The organism is Variovorax sp. dw_308 (assembly GCF_019207085.1).
GTDB lineage: Bacteria > Pseudomonadota > Gammaproteobacteria > Burkholderiales > Burkholderiaceae_C > Variovorax.
In genome coordinates, this window is the sequence record NZ_JAATOM010000007.1 from 240,886 (window position 1) to 258,568 (window position 17,683).

General features: G+C 64.2%; 15 protein-coding genes. 9 read left to right on the forward strand and 6 right to left on the reverse strand.

From position 1 onward, the window contains the following. Positions 1–28 precede the first annotated feature (28 nt). Positions 29–1,006 (reverse strand): magnesium/cobalt transporter CorA, encoded by a 978-nt coding sequence (corA, locus tag HCU76_RS17000; RefSeq protein ID WP_218510081.1) that lies wholly within the window; start codon positions 1,004–1,006, stop codon positions 29–31. Between the two features lie 1,475 nt (positions 1,007–2,481). Here corA and HCU76_RS17005 point away from each other — a divergent pair. Further along, positions 2,482–3,273, forward strand: coding sequence for an HNH endonuclease (locus HCU76_RS17005; protein ID WP_213959073.1), 792 nt, complete (start codon positions 2,482–2,484; stop codon positions 3,271–3,273). 78 nt (positions 3,274–3,351) lie between these two features. Here HCU76_RS17005 and gyrB read toward each other — a convergent pair whose 3' ends face one another. The 3 genes from gyrB to dnaA all read right to left on the reverse strand — a co-directional run bounded on the left by gyrB (position 3,352) and on the right by dnaA (position 8,667). Next, complete coding sequence (gyrB, locus tag HCU76_RS17010; protein WP_218510082.1) at positions 3,352–5,970, reverse strand: DNA topoisomerase (ATP-hydrolyzing) subunit B; 2,619 nt, start codon at positions 5,968–5,970, stop codon at positions 3,352–3,354. 146 nt (positions 5,971–6,116) lie between these two features. After that, a complete protein-coding gene (gene dnaN, locus HCU76_RS17015; RefSeq protein ID WP_213959569.1) occupies positions 6,117–7,235 on the reverse strand; it encodes a DNA polymerase III subunit beta in 1,119 nt (372 codons plus the stop codon). Positions 7,236–7,287: 52 nt separating this feature from the next. Continuing rightward, positions 7,288–8,667 (reverse strand): chromosomal replication initiator protein DnaA, encoded by a 1,380-nt coding sequence (dnaA, locus tag HCU76_RS17020; RefSeq protein ID WP_213959568.1) that lies wholly within the window; start codon positions 8,665–8,667, stop codon positions 7,288–7,290. A 283-nt stretch (positions 8,668–8,950) separates the two neighbouring features. Here dnaA and rpmH point away from each other — a divergent pair, with 283 nt between their 5' ends. The 6 genes from rpmH to HCU76_RS17050 all read left to right on the forward strand — a co-directional run bounded on the left by rpmH (position 8,951) and on the right by HCU76_RS17050 (position 13,682). Continuing rightward, positions 8,951–9,085 carry a 50S ribosomal protein L34 gene (gene rpmH, locus HCU76_RS17025; RefSeq protein WP_007834827.1) on the forward strand — a complete coding sequence of 45 codons (135 nt, stop codon included), beginning with the start codon at positions 8,951–8,953 and terminating at the stop codon, positions 9,083–9,085. A gap of 80 nt (positions 9,086–9,165) precedes the next feature. Further along, positions 9,166–9,609 (forward strand): ribonuclease P protein component, encoded by a 444-nt coding sequence (locus HCU76_RS17030; RefSeq protein WP_218510083.1) that lies wholly within the window; start codon positions 9,166–9,168, stop codon positions 9,607–9,609. Beyond that, positions 9,609–9,893, forward strand: a complete 285-nt coding sequence (gene yidD, locus HCU76_RS17035) for a membrane protein insertion efficiency factor YidD (protein ID WP_218510084.1) — start codon at positions 9,609–9,611, stop codon at positions 9,891–9,893. The genes HCU76_RS17030 and yidD overlap by 1 nt, the downstream gene beginning before the upstream one ends. Beyond that, the gene (yidC, locus tag HCU76_RS17040) at positions 9,890–11,632 is read left to right on the forward strand and encodes a membrane protein insertase YidC (RefSeq protein WP_218510085.1); all 1,743 of its coding nucleotides are present in this window, start codon (positions 9,890–9,892) and stop codon (positions 11,630–11,632) included. The genes yidD and yidC overlap by 4 nt, the downstream gene beginning before the upstream one ends. 89 nt (positions 11,633–11,721) lie before the next feature. Beyond that, the gene (mnmE, locus tag HCU76_RS17045) at positions 11,722–13,131 is read left to right on the forward strand and encodes a tRNA uridine-5-carboxymethylaminomethyl(34) synthesis GTPase MnmE (protein ID WP_218510086.1); all 1,410 of its coding nucleotides are present in this window, start codon (positions 11,722–11,724) and stop codon (positions 13,129–13,131) included. A gap of 83 nt (positions 13,132–13,214) precedes the next feature. Beyond that, entirely contained in the window at positions 13,215–13,682 is a 468-nt protein-coding gene (locus HCU76_RS17050; protein WP_218510087.1) for a Crp/Fnr family transcriptional regulator, read from the forward strand. Here the strand turns inward: HCU76_RS17050 and HCU76_RS17055 are convergent. After that, a complete protein-coding gene (locus HCU76_RS17055) occupies positions 13,675–14,205 on the reverse strand; it encodes a hypothetical protein (protein ID WP_218510088.1) in 531 nt (176 codons plus the stop codon). The two genes, HCU76_RS17050 and HCU76_RS17055, sit on opposite strands and share 8 nt — an antisense overlap. A 70-nt stretch (positions 14,206–14,275) precedes the next feature. On the opposite strand from HCU76_RS17055, the gene HCU76_RS17060 reads away from it, so the two are divergent. Together HCU76_RS17060 and HCU76_RS17065 are read left to right on the forward strand one after the other, a co-directional pair. Next, on the forward strand, positions 14,276–14,821 hold the full coding sequence (locus HCU76_RS17060; protein WP_218510089.1) for a hypothetical protein: 546 nt from the start codon (positions 14,276–14,278) through the stop codon (positions 14,819–14,821). A 128-nt stretch (positions 14,822–14,949) separates the two neighbouring features. Beyond that, complete coding sequence (locus HCU76_RS17065) at positions 14,950–15,633, forward strand: hypothetical protein (RefSeq protein WP_213957306.1); 684 nt, start codon at positions 14,950–14,952, stop codon at positions 15,631–15,633. Between the two features lie 17 nt (positions 15,634–15,650). Here HCU76_RS17065 and HCU76_RS17070 read toward each other — a convergent pair whose 3' ends face one another. Next, positions 15,651–17,636, reverse strand: a complete 1,986-nt coding sequence (locus HCU76_RS17070) for a monovalent cation:proton antiporter family protein (protein WP_213957305.1) — start codon at positions 17,634–17,636, stop codon at positions 15,651–15,653. Positions 17,637–17,683 lie beyond the last annotated feature (47 nt).

A 17,683-nucleotide genomic window follows, 5' to 3' on the forward strand; every position in this document is an offset into this window, starting at 1 on the left:
GAGAACCTGATCGATGCCTCGCCGGCCCCTAAAGCCAGCCCGCCTTGCGAAACCGGTAGTAGAGGTAGCCGCTGGTGCACGCGATCAGCACCAGCGCCATCACGTAGCCGTAGCGCCACTTCAGTTCCGGCATGGCCTCGAAGTTCATTCCCCAGATGCCGGCGAAGGCGGTGCACACCGCGAAGATCGCCGCCCACGCCGCCAGGCGCTTGGTCACTTCGCCGTCCTCGATCGTCACCATCGACAGGTTGACCTGGATGGCCGTGCTGATCGTGTCACGCATCGACTCGATCGATCCGTTGATCCGGCCCAAGTGGTCCACTACGTCGCGGAAGTATTCCTGCGAACCCATGCAGACCTGCGGCACCCGCCCGCCGTGCAGCTTGTTGGCGGCTTCGAGGAGCGGCGACACCGCATGCTTGAGCACCATCACGCGCTGCTTCAGTGCATACAGGTTCTGGATGCTGGTGCGTGCATTGCGCTCGACGAAGATCTGCCGCTCGACCTGCTCGAGTTCCACCTCCAGCGCATCGATCACCGGAAAGTAGCGGTCCACCACCGCATCCATCAGCGCATACAGCACGAATCCCGCGCCATTGCGCAGAAGTTCGGGCTCACGTTCGCAACGCGCCCGCACGCCCAGGAACCCGGCCTTGCTGCGGCTTCGCACCGAAACCACGTAGTTGCTGCCTACGAAGACGTCGACTTCGCCGACGTGGAGCCCGTGTTCCTCACCACCCTCGACACGCTCCACCATCTGCATCACCACGAACAGCGAATCGCCGTACTCCTCGATCTTCGGCCGTTCGTGACCCTTGTGGGCGTCTTCCACGGCCAACGGGTGGAGCCCGAACTCCACCTGGAGTTCATCCAGTTCCTCCGGCGAAGGGTCGTTCAGCGCAACCCACACGAAGCATCCGGGCCGCAGCACGTAGTCGCTGATCTCGGCCACCGGGATGTCGGCCAGCTTGGCCCCGTCTTGATACGCAACGCAGTTGATCAGCATCGTGGATTGGCTCCGGGTGGCGGTGTGGTGGCTTTGCCAGGATTGTCCGGCCGGCCCGAGGGGCGCGGTTGTCCTTGCTACTTCTTCTTATTCTTCTTATTTAAATTAGTAGTAGTAGTAAGGGCAGCGGTCTTCTGTGGACAGTGCCATCTTTTCCTTTGCCTGCAAGGACTTGCGTCATCTCAACGGCTGTGCGCAGCCCCGCTTTCCAGCTGTCGCGCCAAAGCGAACAACATCGCGCCCGGATCGCGCGCTGTGGACAACCCCACAGTTGTGCCGGAACAGTCCCCAGACTTGTGCTTTGACAGCCTCCAACGGACTCGCTAAAGGAAGATATTCACGTCGAGGCGGCGTGCACAAGGATTAAGCAGATTGTTGATTCTCTTTTGAAATCAATGAGTTACGTCATCGTTACAGGTGAGTCCGACAGTTGTCCACAAAGTTGTCCAAGTTTTGTGGGGAAAGGTTGCGACGTGCACATGACGATGAGAGGGCGGGGTTGAACATTTCTTTTCGCTTGCAGTTGCGATGAGGAGGCGCGCCTTGATGACGCGGGTGGCAGGCTTTCGAGGCACGGTGCTGCGCAACAGGCCAAGGCGGGTGGTCCAGAGGCGCCATGGGCCGGCGTCGACAGTCACGGCGGGGATAGACCCTGATTGGCCAAACACTGCCCTGGAGGCGCTGAGCATCGCCCGCATGACGCACCCAGCCACATTCCGAGATGGCATGAGAAGGGCATCCCCGGGATCGAGATGCCGGTGCGCACCACGCTCATCAACAACCGCGCGGATTTCAAAACCGGCGACGCGCCCAAACCCCTGACGTGCGAGGTTCCGTGCGCCGCGACCTGGCCCGACGCCAGTTGTTGCGGCGAGCAACTGTTGCGCCGATGCCGCCCCGCAACGCGGGCGGGGCTGTTCCTGCTATCTCTTCTTATTCTTCTTATTCAAATTAGTAGTAGTAGATAGGGGCCGCCCCGGCCTGTGGACAGCCCCCTATTTCCGTTTGCGGACAAGCACTTGCATCTCCTCAACCACTGTGCGCACCCATGCTTCCGGGCTGTCGCGCGGAGGCGAACAACATTGCGGGCGGGACCCGCGCTGTGGACAACCCCTTGCTTGTGCCGGAACTCTCCCCAGACTTGTGCTTTGACAGCGTGCCAAGGACTTGATAAAGAGGAAAAATTGCGTCTTCGCGGTAGTGCCTGCGAATTAAGCAGACTGTTGATTTCCTTTGTAAATCAATGACTTACAAGGGTCCTACACAGTAGTCCGACAGTTGTCCACATGGTTGCTCAAGATTTGTGGGGAGAAGGTTGTGACGGGGTCATGACGACGTTGCTGTCATGACGAACGCAACGCTCTAGCTCGGAAGTTTTCATTCCCAAGACCGGTAGCATCGACTTCTTGAAACCGAGGGCTCGGAACCTGCGCTCTGCCCCCGGCTGGCAGATCGAAGGTCCGAAAAAGTACCGGATGAATCAGGCAATCGCCAAGCGCGCCTGGACGCGCGACGAACTCATCGCAGCGTTCAATTTGTATTGCCAACTGCCGTTCGGCAAGCTTCACAAGACCAATCCGCAAATCGTCCAGCTCGCCAGGTTGCTGGATCGATCGGCATCCTCGGTCGGAATGAAGTTGGTCAACTTCGCGAGCTTCGATCCGGCCATCACTGCCACCGGCCGTGTGGGGCTCAAGGCCGCGTCGCGACTCGACAAGCAGATCTGGGATGAGTTCAATGCGGACTGGGAAGACATGGCGAGCGAGAGCCAAACGGTGCTCGAACGACTGGCTGCCTCTCGTGGAGAGGTTTTGCCGCCCTTGGAGGACGTTCTCGACACACAGGACGCTTTCGCCGAAGGTCGCACTCGAGCAGCCACAGTTAGGGTTCGAATGAACCAGGCGTTCTTCCGGCGAACCGTGTTGGCCAGCTATACGGGACAGTGCTGCGTGAGCGGGCTATCGCAGCCCTCATTGCTGGTTGCAAGCCACATCGTTCCGTGGGGCAAGGACAAGGCGAATCGCCTGAATCCGCGCAACGGCTTGCTGCTATCCGTCCTGCACGACAAGGCGTTCGACCGCGGCCTCATGACCATCGGCGAGGATCACAAGGTCGTCTTGTCCGGCGTGCTCAAACACAACCCTGACGCCTTCTCGCGCCAGGTGTTCATGCCATTGGAGGGACAGCGAATGAGCCTGCCGGAGCGTTTCGAGCCAGACCCGGCATTGCTCGCTCACCATCGCGAAAACATATTCGTGGGGGCCTGATTCACCAAGGTCGAGCGGGAATGCAAACGCCACCCGAAGGTGGCGTTCGACGACAAGCGACCGGAGGGTCCCCGCAGCCTACACGTCGATATTCGCCGCCCGCAGCGCATTCTGCTCAATGAACTCCCGCCGCGGCTCCACCTCATCCCCCATCAGCATCGTGAACACGCGGTCCGCTTCGATCGCATCGTCGATCTGCACGCGCAGCAGGCGTCGCACGTTCGGGTCCATCGTCGTTTCCCACAACTGCTCGGGGTTCATCTCGCCCAGCCCCTTGTAGCGCTGGCGCGAGGTGGTGCGCTCGGCTTCGCTGATCAGCCATTTCATCGCGATGCGGAAGTCGCCCACGCGTTCTTCCTTGGCACGCTCGCCTTCGCCGCGCTTCACCACGGCCTGGTCCGACAGCAGGCCGCGAAAGGTGTTGGCTGCCTCGGCCAGCGCGGCGTAATCAGCGCCGTGGACGAAGTCCTGCGTGATGACGCTGCTCTTGATGTTGCCGTGATGGCGCCGACTGATGCGCAGCAGCGGCTTGTCGGTGCGCACGTCGAACTCGCTGGCCACTTCGGCCGGCACGCCGGTGGTGTTGAGTTCGCGCAGCTTCGTTTGCAGGGCCACGGCCGACGCTTCGGCGCTGGCGGTCGTGTCGAGGTCCAGCCGCACGCCGTCGGCGATCGCGCGCAACGCTTCGGCGTCCATGAAGTTGCGCAACCGCGCGATCACAGCCTCGGCCAACTGGTGCTTGCGCGCCAGCTCGGCCAGCGTGTCGCCGCTGAGGGTGGCCGACTTCTCTCCGCCAGTCTCGATGCTCGCGTCCTTCAGCGCCACCTTCAGCAGGAAGGCATCCAGCGCAGGCCCGTCCTTCAGGTACTGCTCTTCCTTGCCGACCTTCACCTTGTAGAGCGGCGGCTGTGCGATGTAGATGTGGCCGCGCTCCACCAGCTCCGGCATCTGCCGGTAGAAGAAGGTCAGCAGCAGCGTCCGGATGTGCGCGCCGTCCACGTCGGCGTCGGTCATGATGATGATGCGGTGGTAGCGCAGCTTGGCGACGTTGAAATCGTCCGCGCCGCCGCCCGACGTGGTCGCACCCGCGCGGCCGATGCCGGTGCCGAGCGCGGTGATCATGGTCAGGATTTCGTTGCTGGTCAGCAGCTTCTCGTAGCGTGCCTTCTCGACGTTCAGGATCTTGCCGCGCAGCGGCAGGATGGCCTGGAACTTCCGGTCGCGGCCCTGCTTGGCGGAGCCACCAGCGGAGTCGCCCTCCACCAGGTAGACCTCGCACAGCGCCGGGTCCTTCTCCTGGCAATCGGCAAGCTTGCCGGGCAGGCCCATGCCGTCAAGCACGCCCTTGCGGCGCGTCATCTCGCGTGCCTTGCGGGCGGCTTCACGTGCGCGGGCTGCTTCAACGATCTTGCCGCAGATGATCTTGGCGTCGTTCGGCCGTTCCTGCAGGTAGTCGTTCAGCAACTTGCCGACGATGTCTTCCACCGGCGCGCGCACTTCGCTGGACACCAGCTTGTCCTTGGTCTGGCTCGAGAACTTGGGCTCCGGCACCTTCACGCTCAGCACGCAGCACAGGCCTTCGCGCATGTCGTCGCCGGTGACCTCGACCTTCGCCTTCTTGGCGAACTCGTTCTCTTCGATGTACTTGTTGATGACGCGGGTCATCGCGGCGCGAAGGCCGGTGAGGTGGGTGCCGCCATCACGCTGCGGGATGTTGTTGGTGAAGCAGAGGACCTGCTCGTTGTAGCCGCTGTTCCACTGCATCGCGACCTCGACGCCGATGTGCGTGCCGGGGATGCCGCCGTAGGTGTCGGCCGGGCGCTCGCCCTCCGCATAGAACGAGTTCGGGTGCAGGACAGTCTTGCCCTTGTTGATGAACTCCACGAAGCCGCGCACGCCGCCGGCGCCCGAGAAGTCGTCTTCCTTGCCGGTGCGCTCGTCCTTCAGGCGAATGCGAACGCCGTTGTTCAGGAAGCTCAGTTCGCGCAGGCGCTTGCTGAGGATCTCGTAGTGGAAGTCCGAGTTCTCCTTGAAGATCTGGACGTCGGGCAGGAAGTGCACCTCGGTGCCGCGCTTGTCGGTGTCGCCGATGACCTTCATGGGCGAGACTTCGACACCGTCCACCGTGTCGATCAACCGGTTCTGCACGAACCCACGGCTGAATTCGAGCTCGTGGATCTTGCCTTCGCGGCGCACCACCAGGCGCAGCATCACGCTGAGCGCGTTCACGCAACTCACGCCCACGCCGTGCAGGCCGCCCGAGACCTTGTAGCTGTTCTGGTTGAACTTGCCGCCGGCATGCAGTTCGGTCAGCGCGATCTCCGCCGCCGAGCGCTTGGGCTCGTGCTTGTCGTCCATCTTCACGCCGGTCGGGATGCCGCGGCCGTTGTCGGTCACGGAGATCGAGTTGTCGGTGTGGATGGTGACGACGATGTCGTCGCAATGGCCGGCCAGCGCTTCGTCGATGGAGTTGTCCACCACTTCGAACACGAGGTGATGCAGGCCGGTGCCGTCGGAGGTATCGCCGATGTACATGCCGGGGCGCTTGCGCACCGCTTCCAGGCCTTCGAGGATCGTGATGGAGCCTTCGCCGTACGAGGTGTCGGGCGGGGTGATTTCAATTGGAATCGCACTGTCGATTTCCGGGGTGTAGACCGGTTCGGTGTGCGGTACTTCGGGCTTGTTCTCTTCGCTCATCACTTTCCTTCCTCGGGCGACTCGGTGCGAGTCACCGTTCTCTCTGTTCCAGGGATACCGCGGAACTGGCGTTGCCAAGCCTGCGGTATCGCCCCTGCAAGGGGGGCAGGCTGCTCACAATCAAGTGAGGCCAAAAGGCCGTTTTGCTATATCCGCATCGGCATCACGACGTATTTGAACGAAGCGTTTTCCGGAATGGTCAGCAGCGCGGAGCTGTTCGAATCGGCCAACTCCAGCTTGACCATGTCCTGGCTCATGTTGGCCAGCGCCTCGATCAGGTACGTGACGTTGAAGCCGATCTCGATCGCGTCGCCGCCATAGTCGATGTCGAGCTCGTCCTGCGCTTCTTCCTGCTCGGCGTTGTTCGACGCGATGCGCAGCGTGCCGGGCTCGATGTTCAGTCGCACGCCCTTGAATTTCTCGCTCGTCAGGATGGCGGTGCGCTGCAGGCTGGCCAGCAGCGGCGCGCGGCCCAGCGTCACGGTGTTCTTGTGATTCTTGGGAATCACGCGGTTGTAGTCGGGGAACTTGCCCTCGACCAGCTTGGTGACGAACTCCATGCCGCCGAAGCTGAACTTCGCCTGGTTGCTCGCGAACTGCATCTCGATGACGGGCTGGTCTTCGCCACCGGCATCGCTGAGCAGGCGCTGCATTTCCAGCACCGTCTTGCGCGGCAGGATCACTTCCTGGCGCGGCACTTCGACGTCGAGCGTGGCCGACGCAAAGGCCAGCCGGTGGCCGTCGGTCGCGACCAGGCTCAGCTGCTTGCCTTCGGCGACGAACAGGATGCCGTTCAGGTAGTAGCGGATGTCATGCACCGCCATCGAGAAGGAGACCTGGCTCAGCAAGTCCTTGAGCGTCTTCTGCGGCACGCTGAACACCGGGCCGAAGCTCGCGGCTTCCTGGACCAGCGGAAAGTCTTCCGCCGGCAGCGATTGCAGCGTGAAGCGGCTCTTGCCGCCCTTGAGCACCAGCTTGCTCGCGCTCGATTCCAGGCTCACCGTCTGGTCGGCCGGCATGGTGCGCAGGATGTCGATGAGCTTGCGCGCTCCGACGGTCGTCGTGAAGTTGCCCTCGTCACCGCCGAGCTCGGCAGTGGTGCGGATCTGGATTTCGAGATCGCTTGTCGTCAGTTGCAGTTGCCCGCCAGTCTTGCGGATCAATACGTTGGCCAGGATGGGCAATGTGTGGCGGCGCTCCACGATGCCGGACACCGATTGCAGCGCGGCGAGAACCTTGTCTTGTGTGGCCTTCAGGACGATCATGCTTGGCTCTTCCTATTCTTTCTTTGAGTTGCGTTCCAACACTTGAGATCATTCAGCCCTTGAGCGTCTGCTCCAGGACGTGCAATTGCTGATTCAGTTCGGTGAGCTGCTGCCGCTCGCCGGAGATCTTGCGCACCGCGTGCAGCACGGTCGTGTGATCGCGTCCGCCGAACAGCTCGCCGATCTCCGGCAGGCTCTTCTGCGTGAGTTCCTTGGCCAGGTACATCGCGATCTGGCGCGGCCGCGCAATGCTGGCCGGGCGCTTCTTGCTGTACATGTCGGCGACCTTGATCTTGTAGTAGTCGGCCACCGTCTTCTGGATGTTCTCCACCGAGATCTGGCGGTTCTGGATCGACAGCAGGTCGCGCAGCGCCTCGCGCGCGAGCGCGATCGAGATCTCTTTCTGGTTGAAGCGCGAGTACGCGAGGATCTTGCGCAGCGCGCCTTCGAGTTCGCGCACGTTGGAGCGCACGTTCTTCGCCACGAAGAAGGCCACTTCCTCGGGCATCTCCGCCGACTCGGCGCGCGCCTTGTTGATCAGGATGGCCACGCGCATCTCGAGCTCAGGCGGCTCGATCGCCACCGTGAGCCCCGAATCGAAGCGCGACACCAGCCGCTCGTGGATGTCGGCCAGACCCTTGGGATAGGTGTCGCTGGTCATCACGATGTGCGACTTCTTGGCGAGCAAGGCTTCGAAGGCGTTGAAGAACTCTTCCTGCGTGCGGTCCTTGTTGGCGAAGAACTGGACGTCGTCGATCAGCAGCAGATCGAGCGAGTGGTAGCGCTCCTTGAATTCATCGAAAGTCTTGCGCTGATAGGCCTTGACCACATCCGACACGAACTGCTCGGCATGGATGTAGAGAACTTTCGATTCGGGCCGGTCCTGGAGCAAGCGGTTACCCACAGCGTGCATCAAGTGGGTCTTGCCCAAACCAACGCCACCGTAGATAAAAAGCGGGTTGTAGAGGTGCCCCGGCATGCCGGCCACGTGCATGGCCGCGGCGCGCGCCATGCGGTTGGCCGTGCCCTCCACCAGGGTCTCGAAAGTGAGACCGGAATTGAGGCGGTTCTTGAAACCCGTGGCGACCGGGTCCTCGCCGGGTCCGGCCACGTCGCGGGGCACGTCCGTCTCCGCAAGCGCCACCATGGGTGAAGACCGCACGGGCATTTCGCGCGGAGCAAGCGCTAACTCAACTGCCACTGGCTGGCCATAAAGCTTCTCTGCCATGGCGGCGATGCGGCCAGCGTACTGGGCGCGGATCCAGTCCAGCTTGAAGCGGTTGGCCACGAACACGGTCATGCGCGACAGGTCGTCTGCGACCTGCGCGGTGAGCGGTTTGATCCAGGTGTTGAACTGCTGTTCGGACAGCTCCTGCGCGAGCTGGTCGACGCAAGCCTGCCACAGGCTGTCGCCGATGCTGTCAGTCGACATGGGGCTGCGGACGAATGGTGAAACCCTCTGTCATCTCTTGTTTGTGTTGTGGATATTTGCTGTGCGAAGCGCCGGGCATTCTAACTTGTCAAAAACTTATCCACACGTCCGCGACGTGCCGGGAAAGCCCGAGTAAACCTGCCGACATTGTTGCCACACAAAATGTCTGCGATAATCGCGGGTTTCCCTGAATGCCTCTTAGTGTGTGTGTTTCGGGGGCGTCCGGCCCGTCGTCATTCATCCGACATCGATCGATGAGCCAGATTAATCAGGAAGAACCATCATGAAACGCACCTACCAAGCATCCAAAGTCCGCCGCGCCCGTACCCACGGTTTCCTCGTCCGCATGAAGACCCGTGGCGGTCGCGCTGTCATCAACGCACGTCGCGCCAAGGGCCGCAAGCGCCTGGCCGTCTGACGGCAGCCTCGCGGGCGCCGTTGCCGGCAACCAGTCCATCGGAGCCATCGCCCGCAACTTCTGCAGGCGCATCGGATTCCATGCAACGGCTCAAGACCCGCGCGCAATTCCAGGCCGTCCTCGCGGGTTCCACCGTGGCGCGCACTGCTCACTTCGCCCTGCACCGTTGTGCGCTCGATGGCCCATCGCTTTCCGCTGAACCCCCCACTGCCGCTGCGCCGCTGTTCACCGTCGACGACGTGTGGATCGGCGCCATGGTGCCCAAGCGCTGGGCCAAGCGGGCGGTGACGCGCAATGCGATCAAGCGTCAGGTCTACAACGTGAGCGCCCAGTCGGGCGCCGCCTTGCCGCGCGCGGCGCATGTGGTGCGCCTGCGCGCCGCCTTCGATCGCAAGGAATTCATCAGCGCCAGCTCCGAGAAGCTGAAGGCGGCCGTACGCGCCGAGCTTCAGCAACTGCTGGCGCGCGCCACCGCGACCACGTCTGCGGGCGCTGCAACCGCCGGCAGGAAGGCGAGGCCGTGATGCAGCGGCTGCTGGTCGGCTTGGTCAAGGCCTACCGGCTATTGCTGAGCCCATGGCTCGGCGCATCCTGCCGCTTCGAGCCGACCTGCTCGGTCTACGCCATCGGGGCGCTGCAGGCGCATGGCGCCGCGCGCGGCAGCTATCTCACGCTCAAACGATTGACCCGCTGCCAGCCCTGGTGCAAAGGCGGGCATGATCCAGTGCCGCCTGCAGGGGGGTCTGCGAAGACTGATTCAGGCGCGCTGTTCACATCTCTCATCTCCGACAAGAAGTCTTCTTCATGAACGATATCCGCCGAACCATCCTGTGGGTGATCTTTGGTTTCTCACTGGTGCTCCTGTGGGACCAGTGGCAGGTCTACAACGGCAACAAGCCGACTTTCCTCAGTGCGCCCCATCCCGCGGCCACGCAGCCGGCCGCTCCCGGTGCAGTCACGCAAGGCGCCGTGCCGGCCGCTGCTGGCGCCCCTGGCAACGCAACCGCCGTGCCGGCACAAGCGACTGCGCCGGTGGGTGAAAAGCTGACCGTCTCGACGGACGTGTTCAAGGCGACCATCGATGCCCAGGGCGGCACGCTGTCGCAGCTCGAACTGCGCAAGTACGTCGACCAGACCAACAACGGTGGCCTGATCGAGACCTTCAAGAAGATGATCGGCCAGCCCGTGCCGCCGAACGAGATCAAGGACGTGACCTTGATGGAAGACGGCTCGCCGGCCACGCGTTATGTGGCGCAGACCGGCCTGCTGAACCCGGTCGACACCGGCGAACGCTTCCCCACCCACCTGAGCCCCATGACGGCCAAGCCCGGCCCGCGCGAGATGGCCGACGGCCAGAACACGCTGGAAGTGGTGTTCGAGTCGCAACCCGTGGGCGGCCTCAAGTACGTCAAGACCTACCTCTTCACGCGCGGCGACTACTCCATCCGCGTGAAGCACCAGGTCGTGAACACCACCGACCAGCCGCGTGACGCGCAGCTCTACCTGCAGTTCGTGCGCCATGGCACCGTGGCCTCCAGCACGATGTTCGGCACCAACACCTTCACCGGCCCGGCGATCTACACCGACGAGAAGAAATTCCACAAGGTCGACTTCAAGGACATCGAGAAGAAGAAGGTCGAAGTCCCACCGGCCGCCAACAACGGCTGGATCGCGATGGTGCAGCATTACTTTGTCTCGGCCTGGCTGCTGAATGCGCCGGACAGCAAGGAACTGAAGCGCGAGTTCCGCGTGGCCGACCTCGGCAACAACCAGTTCTCGGTGGCCATGGTGCTGCCGCTCAACAAGCTGGCTCCGGGCGCCAGCCAGACCATCGACACCGACCTGTTCGCCGGGCCTGAAGAAGAAAAGAAGCTCGAGGCGCTCGCCCCAGGCCTTGAACTGGTCAAGGACTACGGCATCTTCGCGATCATCTCCAAGCCGCTCTACTGGCTGCTGAACCAGTTGCACAGCCTGCTGGGCAACTGGGGCTGGTCGATCGTCGCGCTGGTGGTGCTGCTGAAGGCGGCCTTCTACTGGCTGAACGCCAAGGCCTACGCGAGCATGGCCAAGATGAAGGCCATCAACCCGAAGATCACCGAGATGCGCGAGCGCATGAAGGACAAGCCGCAGGAAATGCAGGCCGAGATGATGCGGATCTACCGCGAGGAAAAGGTCAACCCGATGGGCGGCTGCTTCCCCATCGTGATCCAGATCCCGGTGTTCATTGCGTTGTACTGGGTGCTGCTGTCGTCGGTGGAAATGCGGCATGCCCCATGGGTCCTGTGGATCCATGACCTCTCGGCACCCGATCCATGGTTCATCCTGCCGGTCGTCATGACGGCGACCTCGCTGTTCCAGACCTGGCTCAACCCGACCCCGCCGGACCCGATGCAGGCCAAGCTGATGTGGATCATGCCGCTCGCGTTCAGCGTGATGTTCATCTTCTTCCCGGCCGGCCTGGTGCTGTACTGGATCACCAACAACTCGCTGTCGATCCTGCAGCAGTGGTTCATCAACAAGCGGCTGGGCGTGCTCGGCAAGAAGTGATGCCTGATCCGGCAAAGCCGGATGACCGCCAATCCCCGAAGGGCCGCTCCATGCGGCCCTTTTGTTTTGTGTCTGGAAGAATGTCCCCCATGCTTGCCCACGCCGCGGACCCGATCGTCGCCATTGCCACCGCACCCGGACGCGGTGCTGTCGGCATCGTGCGCGTCTCGGGCGCGCGCCTCGCGCCCTTGATCGAAGCGCTTTGTGCCAAGCCGCTGAAGCCACGTGAAGCGACCTACCTGCCCTTTCGCGATGCCGCCGGCGAGCCGGTCGACCATGGGCTGGCCATCCACTTTCCGGCGCCGCACTCCTTCACCGGCGAGGACGTGCTGGAGTTGCAGGCGCACGGCGGCATGGTGGTGCTGCAGTTGCTGCTGGCCCGTTGCCTGGAGGCGGCGAGTGAAGTCGATGCCGCCAGCGGTCGCGCACGGCTGCCTGGCCTGCGCGTGGCGCAACCGGGTGAGTTCAGCCAGCGCGCGTTCCTGAATGGCAAGGTCGACCTGGCGCAGGCCGAGGCAATCGCCGACCTGATCGACGCCAGCACCGAAGCCGCCGCGCGCAGCGCCGGCCGCTCCTTGTCTGGCGCTTTCTCTCGCGAGATCCATGTGCTGCGCGATGCGCTGATCCACCTGCGCATGCTGGTCGAAGCGACGCTCGACTTTCCGGAAGAAGACATCGATTTCCTCCAGAAAGCCGATGCAACCGGCCAGCTCGCCGTGCTCCAGGCGCAGCTGGCCACGGTTCAACTGCGCGCGCGCCAGGGCGCCCTGTTGCGCGAAGGCATCAAGGTGGTCATCGCGGGCCAGCCGAACGCGGGCAAGAGTTCGTTGCTGAACGCGCTGGCCGGCGCCGAACTGGCGATCGTCAGCGCCATTCCAGGCACCACGCGCGACGTGGTGGCCAAGACCATCCAGATCCATGGCGTGCCGGTGCATGTGGCGGACACAGCCGGCCTGCGGCAAAGCAGCGACGAGGTCGAGCAGATCGGCATCGCGCGCGCGTGGAGCCAGATCGAATCGGCCGACGCGGTGCTGTTCCTGCACGACCTCACGCGTGCGGACCGGCCGGACTATGCCGCGGGCGATGCCGACATCCTGGATTCACTCCGGCAAAAGCTGCCGGCCGGCGTGCCGGTGCTGGACGTCTGGAACAAGCATGACGCGGTCACCAACTTGTCGCCGCAGCATGAGGGATTGAGCCTGTCGGCAAAGACCGGCTTCGGCATCGAGGCCCTTCGCACGCGCTTGCTCGAGATCGCGGGTTGGCAGGCCGTCCCCGACGGCGTGTATCTGGCCCGGGCCCGCCATGTGCATGCGCTGGCGCGGGTCTCGGAGCATCTGTCCCTGGCGGCGGAGCGGCTGGCCGCACGCCAACCGGCATTGGACTTGCTCGCCGAAGAGCTCCGCCTGGCACAGAACGCGCTCAACGAGATCACTGGCGCCTTCGGTGCCGATGAGCTATTGGGCGTGATATTTTCTCGTTTTTGCATCGGCAAGTAACACGAACGGTTTAAATTTGTGACAATTGTTCCCGCGAGTATGTCGATTCCCGCATACTCCGTCCGGCCACCGAGGGTTGAATCATGTCTTCCGCCATCCAGGAACTTTGCCGCGCCATTGCGCAGAACACAAGCTATGACGCCTTTGCTCCCGCCTACACGCAGGCGCAGTGGGACATCCTGGGCGCCTACCTGCAACAGATCGACATGCCTGCCGGGCAAGCGCTTATCAACCAGGGCACGCAGGACCGCACGCTGTTTTTTATCGAGAGCGGCGCACTGAGCGTGCATGTGGTGGGCGAAGAAGGGCAAATGCAGCTCGCGATCCTCAATCCGGGCTCGGTCGTCGGCGAAGGGGCATTCTTCTCGCGGCTGCCGCGCTCGGCCAATGTGGTCGCCACGGGCTCCGCGCGCGTCTGGCGCCTGAGCCCGATCCGGTTTGCCGAACTGGCCAACCGCCAGCCTGGCGTGGCCCTCGAACTGACACTGGCGCTCGGTTCCGTGATTGCCCGGCGCATGGTCAACAAGCCCAAGCGCGTGGCGGTTACCTGATGCTGGCGCGACCTCGCCAGTCGCCCGTCACGGTTACAAGCTGAATGAAAGGCGCTGTCATGTCTGTGGTATGCGCGGCATGCGCCGCAACAAACCGCGATGCCGCCAGGTTCTGCAAGAACTGCGGGACCAAGCTGTCGTCGGCGGCCGCGCCGGCGCGCGCGGTTTCGGTCGCCCCCGAGGCCGCGGACGATGCCGCTTGGCCGGCGACTGCGCCCGCGCCATTGGCCCGCGCGCCGGAATTGGCGGTGGGCGTGTTCGATCCCAGCGTTCCTGCGCCTGCGCCGCCGCCCCGTCCGGCATCGGCATTGGCATCGGCATTGGCATCGGCATCGGCATCGGCATCGGCATCGGCATCGGCATCGGCATCGGCATCGGAGCGAGAGCGAGAGCGGGAAGGCACTGCGGAGTTCAAGCGCGGCGGGGTCGGCCTGACGCCGGCTGCGCCGGCCAGACGGACCGCCGCGCCCGAGGCGAGCGCGCCTGTGTCGAGCCCGCCATCTCCCGCAAGACGGGCATCCACACCCGCACCACAGCCTCCCGGGAATCCGACACTCCATCGCAGCATCGGCCTCGCCGTCCTGGTGGTTGCCTTGGCGGGGGCAGGCGCCTGGTACGCCGTGCGTGGCAGCAACACGCCCCCGCCCGTCGAAGCCGTCGCTCCGACGCCGGTGGTCGCCGCGCCCGTGGGGGCAGCGGCGCCCGCCACGGAGGCGATCCAGCCCGCGCAGACAGCACCGCCGGCTACGGACGTGGCCCCGGCCGTGCCTGCGCCTGCGCCGGCGACATCCCCCGGCTTGGCCGACTACGTCAAGCCGACGCCGCCTCAAGACGCCGCGCCACCGACCCGCCCGCCAGTCGCGGCAGCGCCGAAGCCTCGAAGGGCCGCGGTCGTCGCCTCGCCGCCCGCCGCGCCGCCGCCGCCCGTGGCGGTCGTGGCGCCAGCGCCGTCGCCGGAGCCGCCACCACCCCCGCCGAATCCGCAAGCAGGCTGCGAAGGCCGGAATTTCATAGCCAAGGCGCAATGCATGGCGGCGCAATGCGCCATGGCAGAGTTCAAGGCCACGGCGCAATGCGAGGCGGTTCGCGCGCAGCAACGAATCGAAGAAGAGAAACGCAACCCGACCTTGTCCAACTAGTCGGGCGGGAAGTCAGGGAGTAGAAAAATATGTTTTGTCCGGCTTGTTCCCGGGAAATCGAGGGGGCCTCGCGGTTTTGCGACCAGTGCGGCGCTTCCCTGTCCGCACTTCGCCGTCGGCGCACGGTCATGTGGGGCGCCGCGTTCGCGATCGTCGCGGTAGGTGGCGTCGTCGGCGCTCAACGTTGGCTGGCCACCCCGTCGGTGACGCCGGCCGCGTTGTTCGCGGCCATGTCGAACGCCATCGCGAATGGCCAGGTGACGCCGGGCCGCGATCCCATCTGCGTGGCCAACGGCATTGCCTATGACCAGGAGCCGGTCAACGTCCAGACCAGCAACGCCGCCACCTTGTCGTGGATGAACACGTTGGTCGAGGCGGGGCTCTACCAGGGTCCGAGCAGCGGGCAGTCGGGAGGCTTCCTGTCCCAGCCGATCTCGATCTACCAGCCCATGCCGGAACTTGCCCGGTGGGGTGGCGGCCGGCGGCTTTGCGTGGCGCGTGGCGTGCGCCTCGATTCGGTATCGAACGTCGGGCAGGTCGAAGAAATGCGCTTGCGCGGCAAACGCTACACCGGCGTGCTGGCCGATGTCCGCTGGACTCTGGACGAGCCGGCGCCCTGGCTGTCCATGCCCGGCGTCAGCGAAGCGCTTGCAGGCGAACTGCCCGGTTGGCGCAGCGCGCGCTGGCATGCCGGACCGCATGGCTGGGCGTTGACGCAGCGCAAGAGTTTCGTGCTGGTCGATGACCGCTGGATGGCCGGCGATGCCGTCGAGCGCGCCACGCCGACGCGCGCCAACCCGGACCAGATCTGAGGTCCAGGGAACCCCACTCACCCCTTCTGCAGCTTGTCCACCGCAATGGCCAACGCCGCGGGCTTGCCCGACAGCACCAGCGTGTCGCCATCGGCCAAATGGGTGTCGTCCAGCAACGGGACTGCCTTGCCGTCGTGCCGACGCAGGCTGGCCACGCGAACGCCCACCGCATGCAACGCGAGCCCGGCCAGCGGCTGGCCAATGGCGCGGGCGCCGGCGGTGAGCGTGAAGGAGTTCAGCCGCTCGTGGTCGACCTCGTCGGCGTTGTCGTCGTCCGCACCGTGGAAGTACCCACGCAGCAGGTTGTAGCGCGCGTCACGCTGCTCCTGCACCACCCGAATCACGCGTCGCATCGGCACGCCGACCAGCGCCAGCGCATGGCTCGCGAGCATGAGTGATCCTTCGATGGCCTCAGGCACCACTTCGGTGGCGCCGGCGCTGCGCAGCCGTTCGAGATCGTGGTCGTCCTGCGTGCGCACGATCACCGGGACCTGCGGCGCATGCGCGCGGATGTTGGCCAGTACCTTGATTGCGCCCGCCACGTCAAGGTAGGTCACGACCACGGCACTGGCGCGCGCCAGGCCCGCGGCCATCATCGCCTGCAGGCGGGCGGCATCGCCGAAGACCACGGAATCACCCGCCGATGCCGCCTGCCGCACGCGGTCCGGGTCGAGGTCGAGCGCCATGTAGGGAATGCCTTCGCGCTCCAGCATACGCGCCAGGTTCTGGCCGCAGCGACCGTAGCCGCAGATGATGACGTGCTGGCTGGTGTTGATGGTCTTGCGCGCGATGTTGGTCATCTGCAGCGACTGTTGCAGCCAGTCGCTGGCCACCAGCTTGCGCACGATCTTGTTGCTGTAGAGGATGATGAAGGGCGTCGCCAGCATCGACAGCACCATCGACGCCAGCACCGGATGGCCCAGCCATTGCGGCAGCAGGCTGCGGTCGTTTGCCAACGCCAGCATCACGAAGCCGAACTCGCCCGCCTGCGCCAGGTAGAGGCCGGTTCGCAGCGACACGCCGCTGGTGGCGCCGAGCACGCGTGCCAGCACCGTTACCAGCAACAGCTTGAACAGCAGTGGCAACGCCAGCAGCACCAGCACCAGCGCCCAGCGCTCGACGGCGACGTGCCAGTCGAGCGTCATCCCGATGGTGATGAAAAACAGCCCGAGCAGCACGTCGTGGAACGGGCGGATATCGGTCTCGACCTGGTGCTTGAACTCCGTTTCGGACACCAGCATGCCGGCGATGAAAGCGCCCAGCGCCAGCGAAAGCCCGGCGAACTGGGTGAGCCAGGCCATGCCCAGCGTGAGCAGCAGCACGTTGAGGATGAACAGTTCCTCGCTGCGCAGGCGGGCCACGATGGTGAGCCACCAGCGCATCACGCGGGGTCCGCCGTAGAGCAGGATGAACACCAGGAAGCCGCCCTTCGCGACCGCCACCGCCAAGGCCTTGAACATCGCTTCGGGCGGTGCACCCAGGGCGGGAATCAGCACCAGCAAAGGCACCACCGCCAAGTCCTGGAACAGCAGCACGCCCATCACGCGCTTGCCATGTTCGCTTTCCAGTTCGAGGCGTTCGGCCATCAGCTTGACCACGATCGCGGTGCTGCTCATGGTGAGTGCGGCCGACAGCGCCAGCGCGGTCTGCCAGCCCAGTCGCCATTGCGGCGGCAGCCAGTTGGCGACGATCAACGCTCCCGATGTGGCGAAGGCCATCGTCAGCAAGACCTGCAGCAGTCCCAGCCCGAACACGTGCTTGCGCATGGCGCGCAGCTTGGGCAGGCTGAACTCCAGCCCGATCACGAACATCAGGAACACCACGCCGAATTCGCCGAGGTGCTGGATCCCATCCGAGTTGTCCGCGAGCGCCATCGCATGGGGCCCGATGAGCACCCCGGCCACCAGGTAGCCCAGCATGGGCGGCAGCTTCAGCGAGCGGCATGCCACCACGCCGATGACCGCCGCCAGCAGGTACAGGAGTGTGAGTTGAAGCGCCGACATGGTCCGATGCTAGAGGAACTCCACGAGTATGTGGTCCTCAGGTCCGG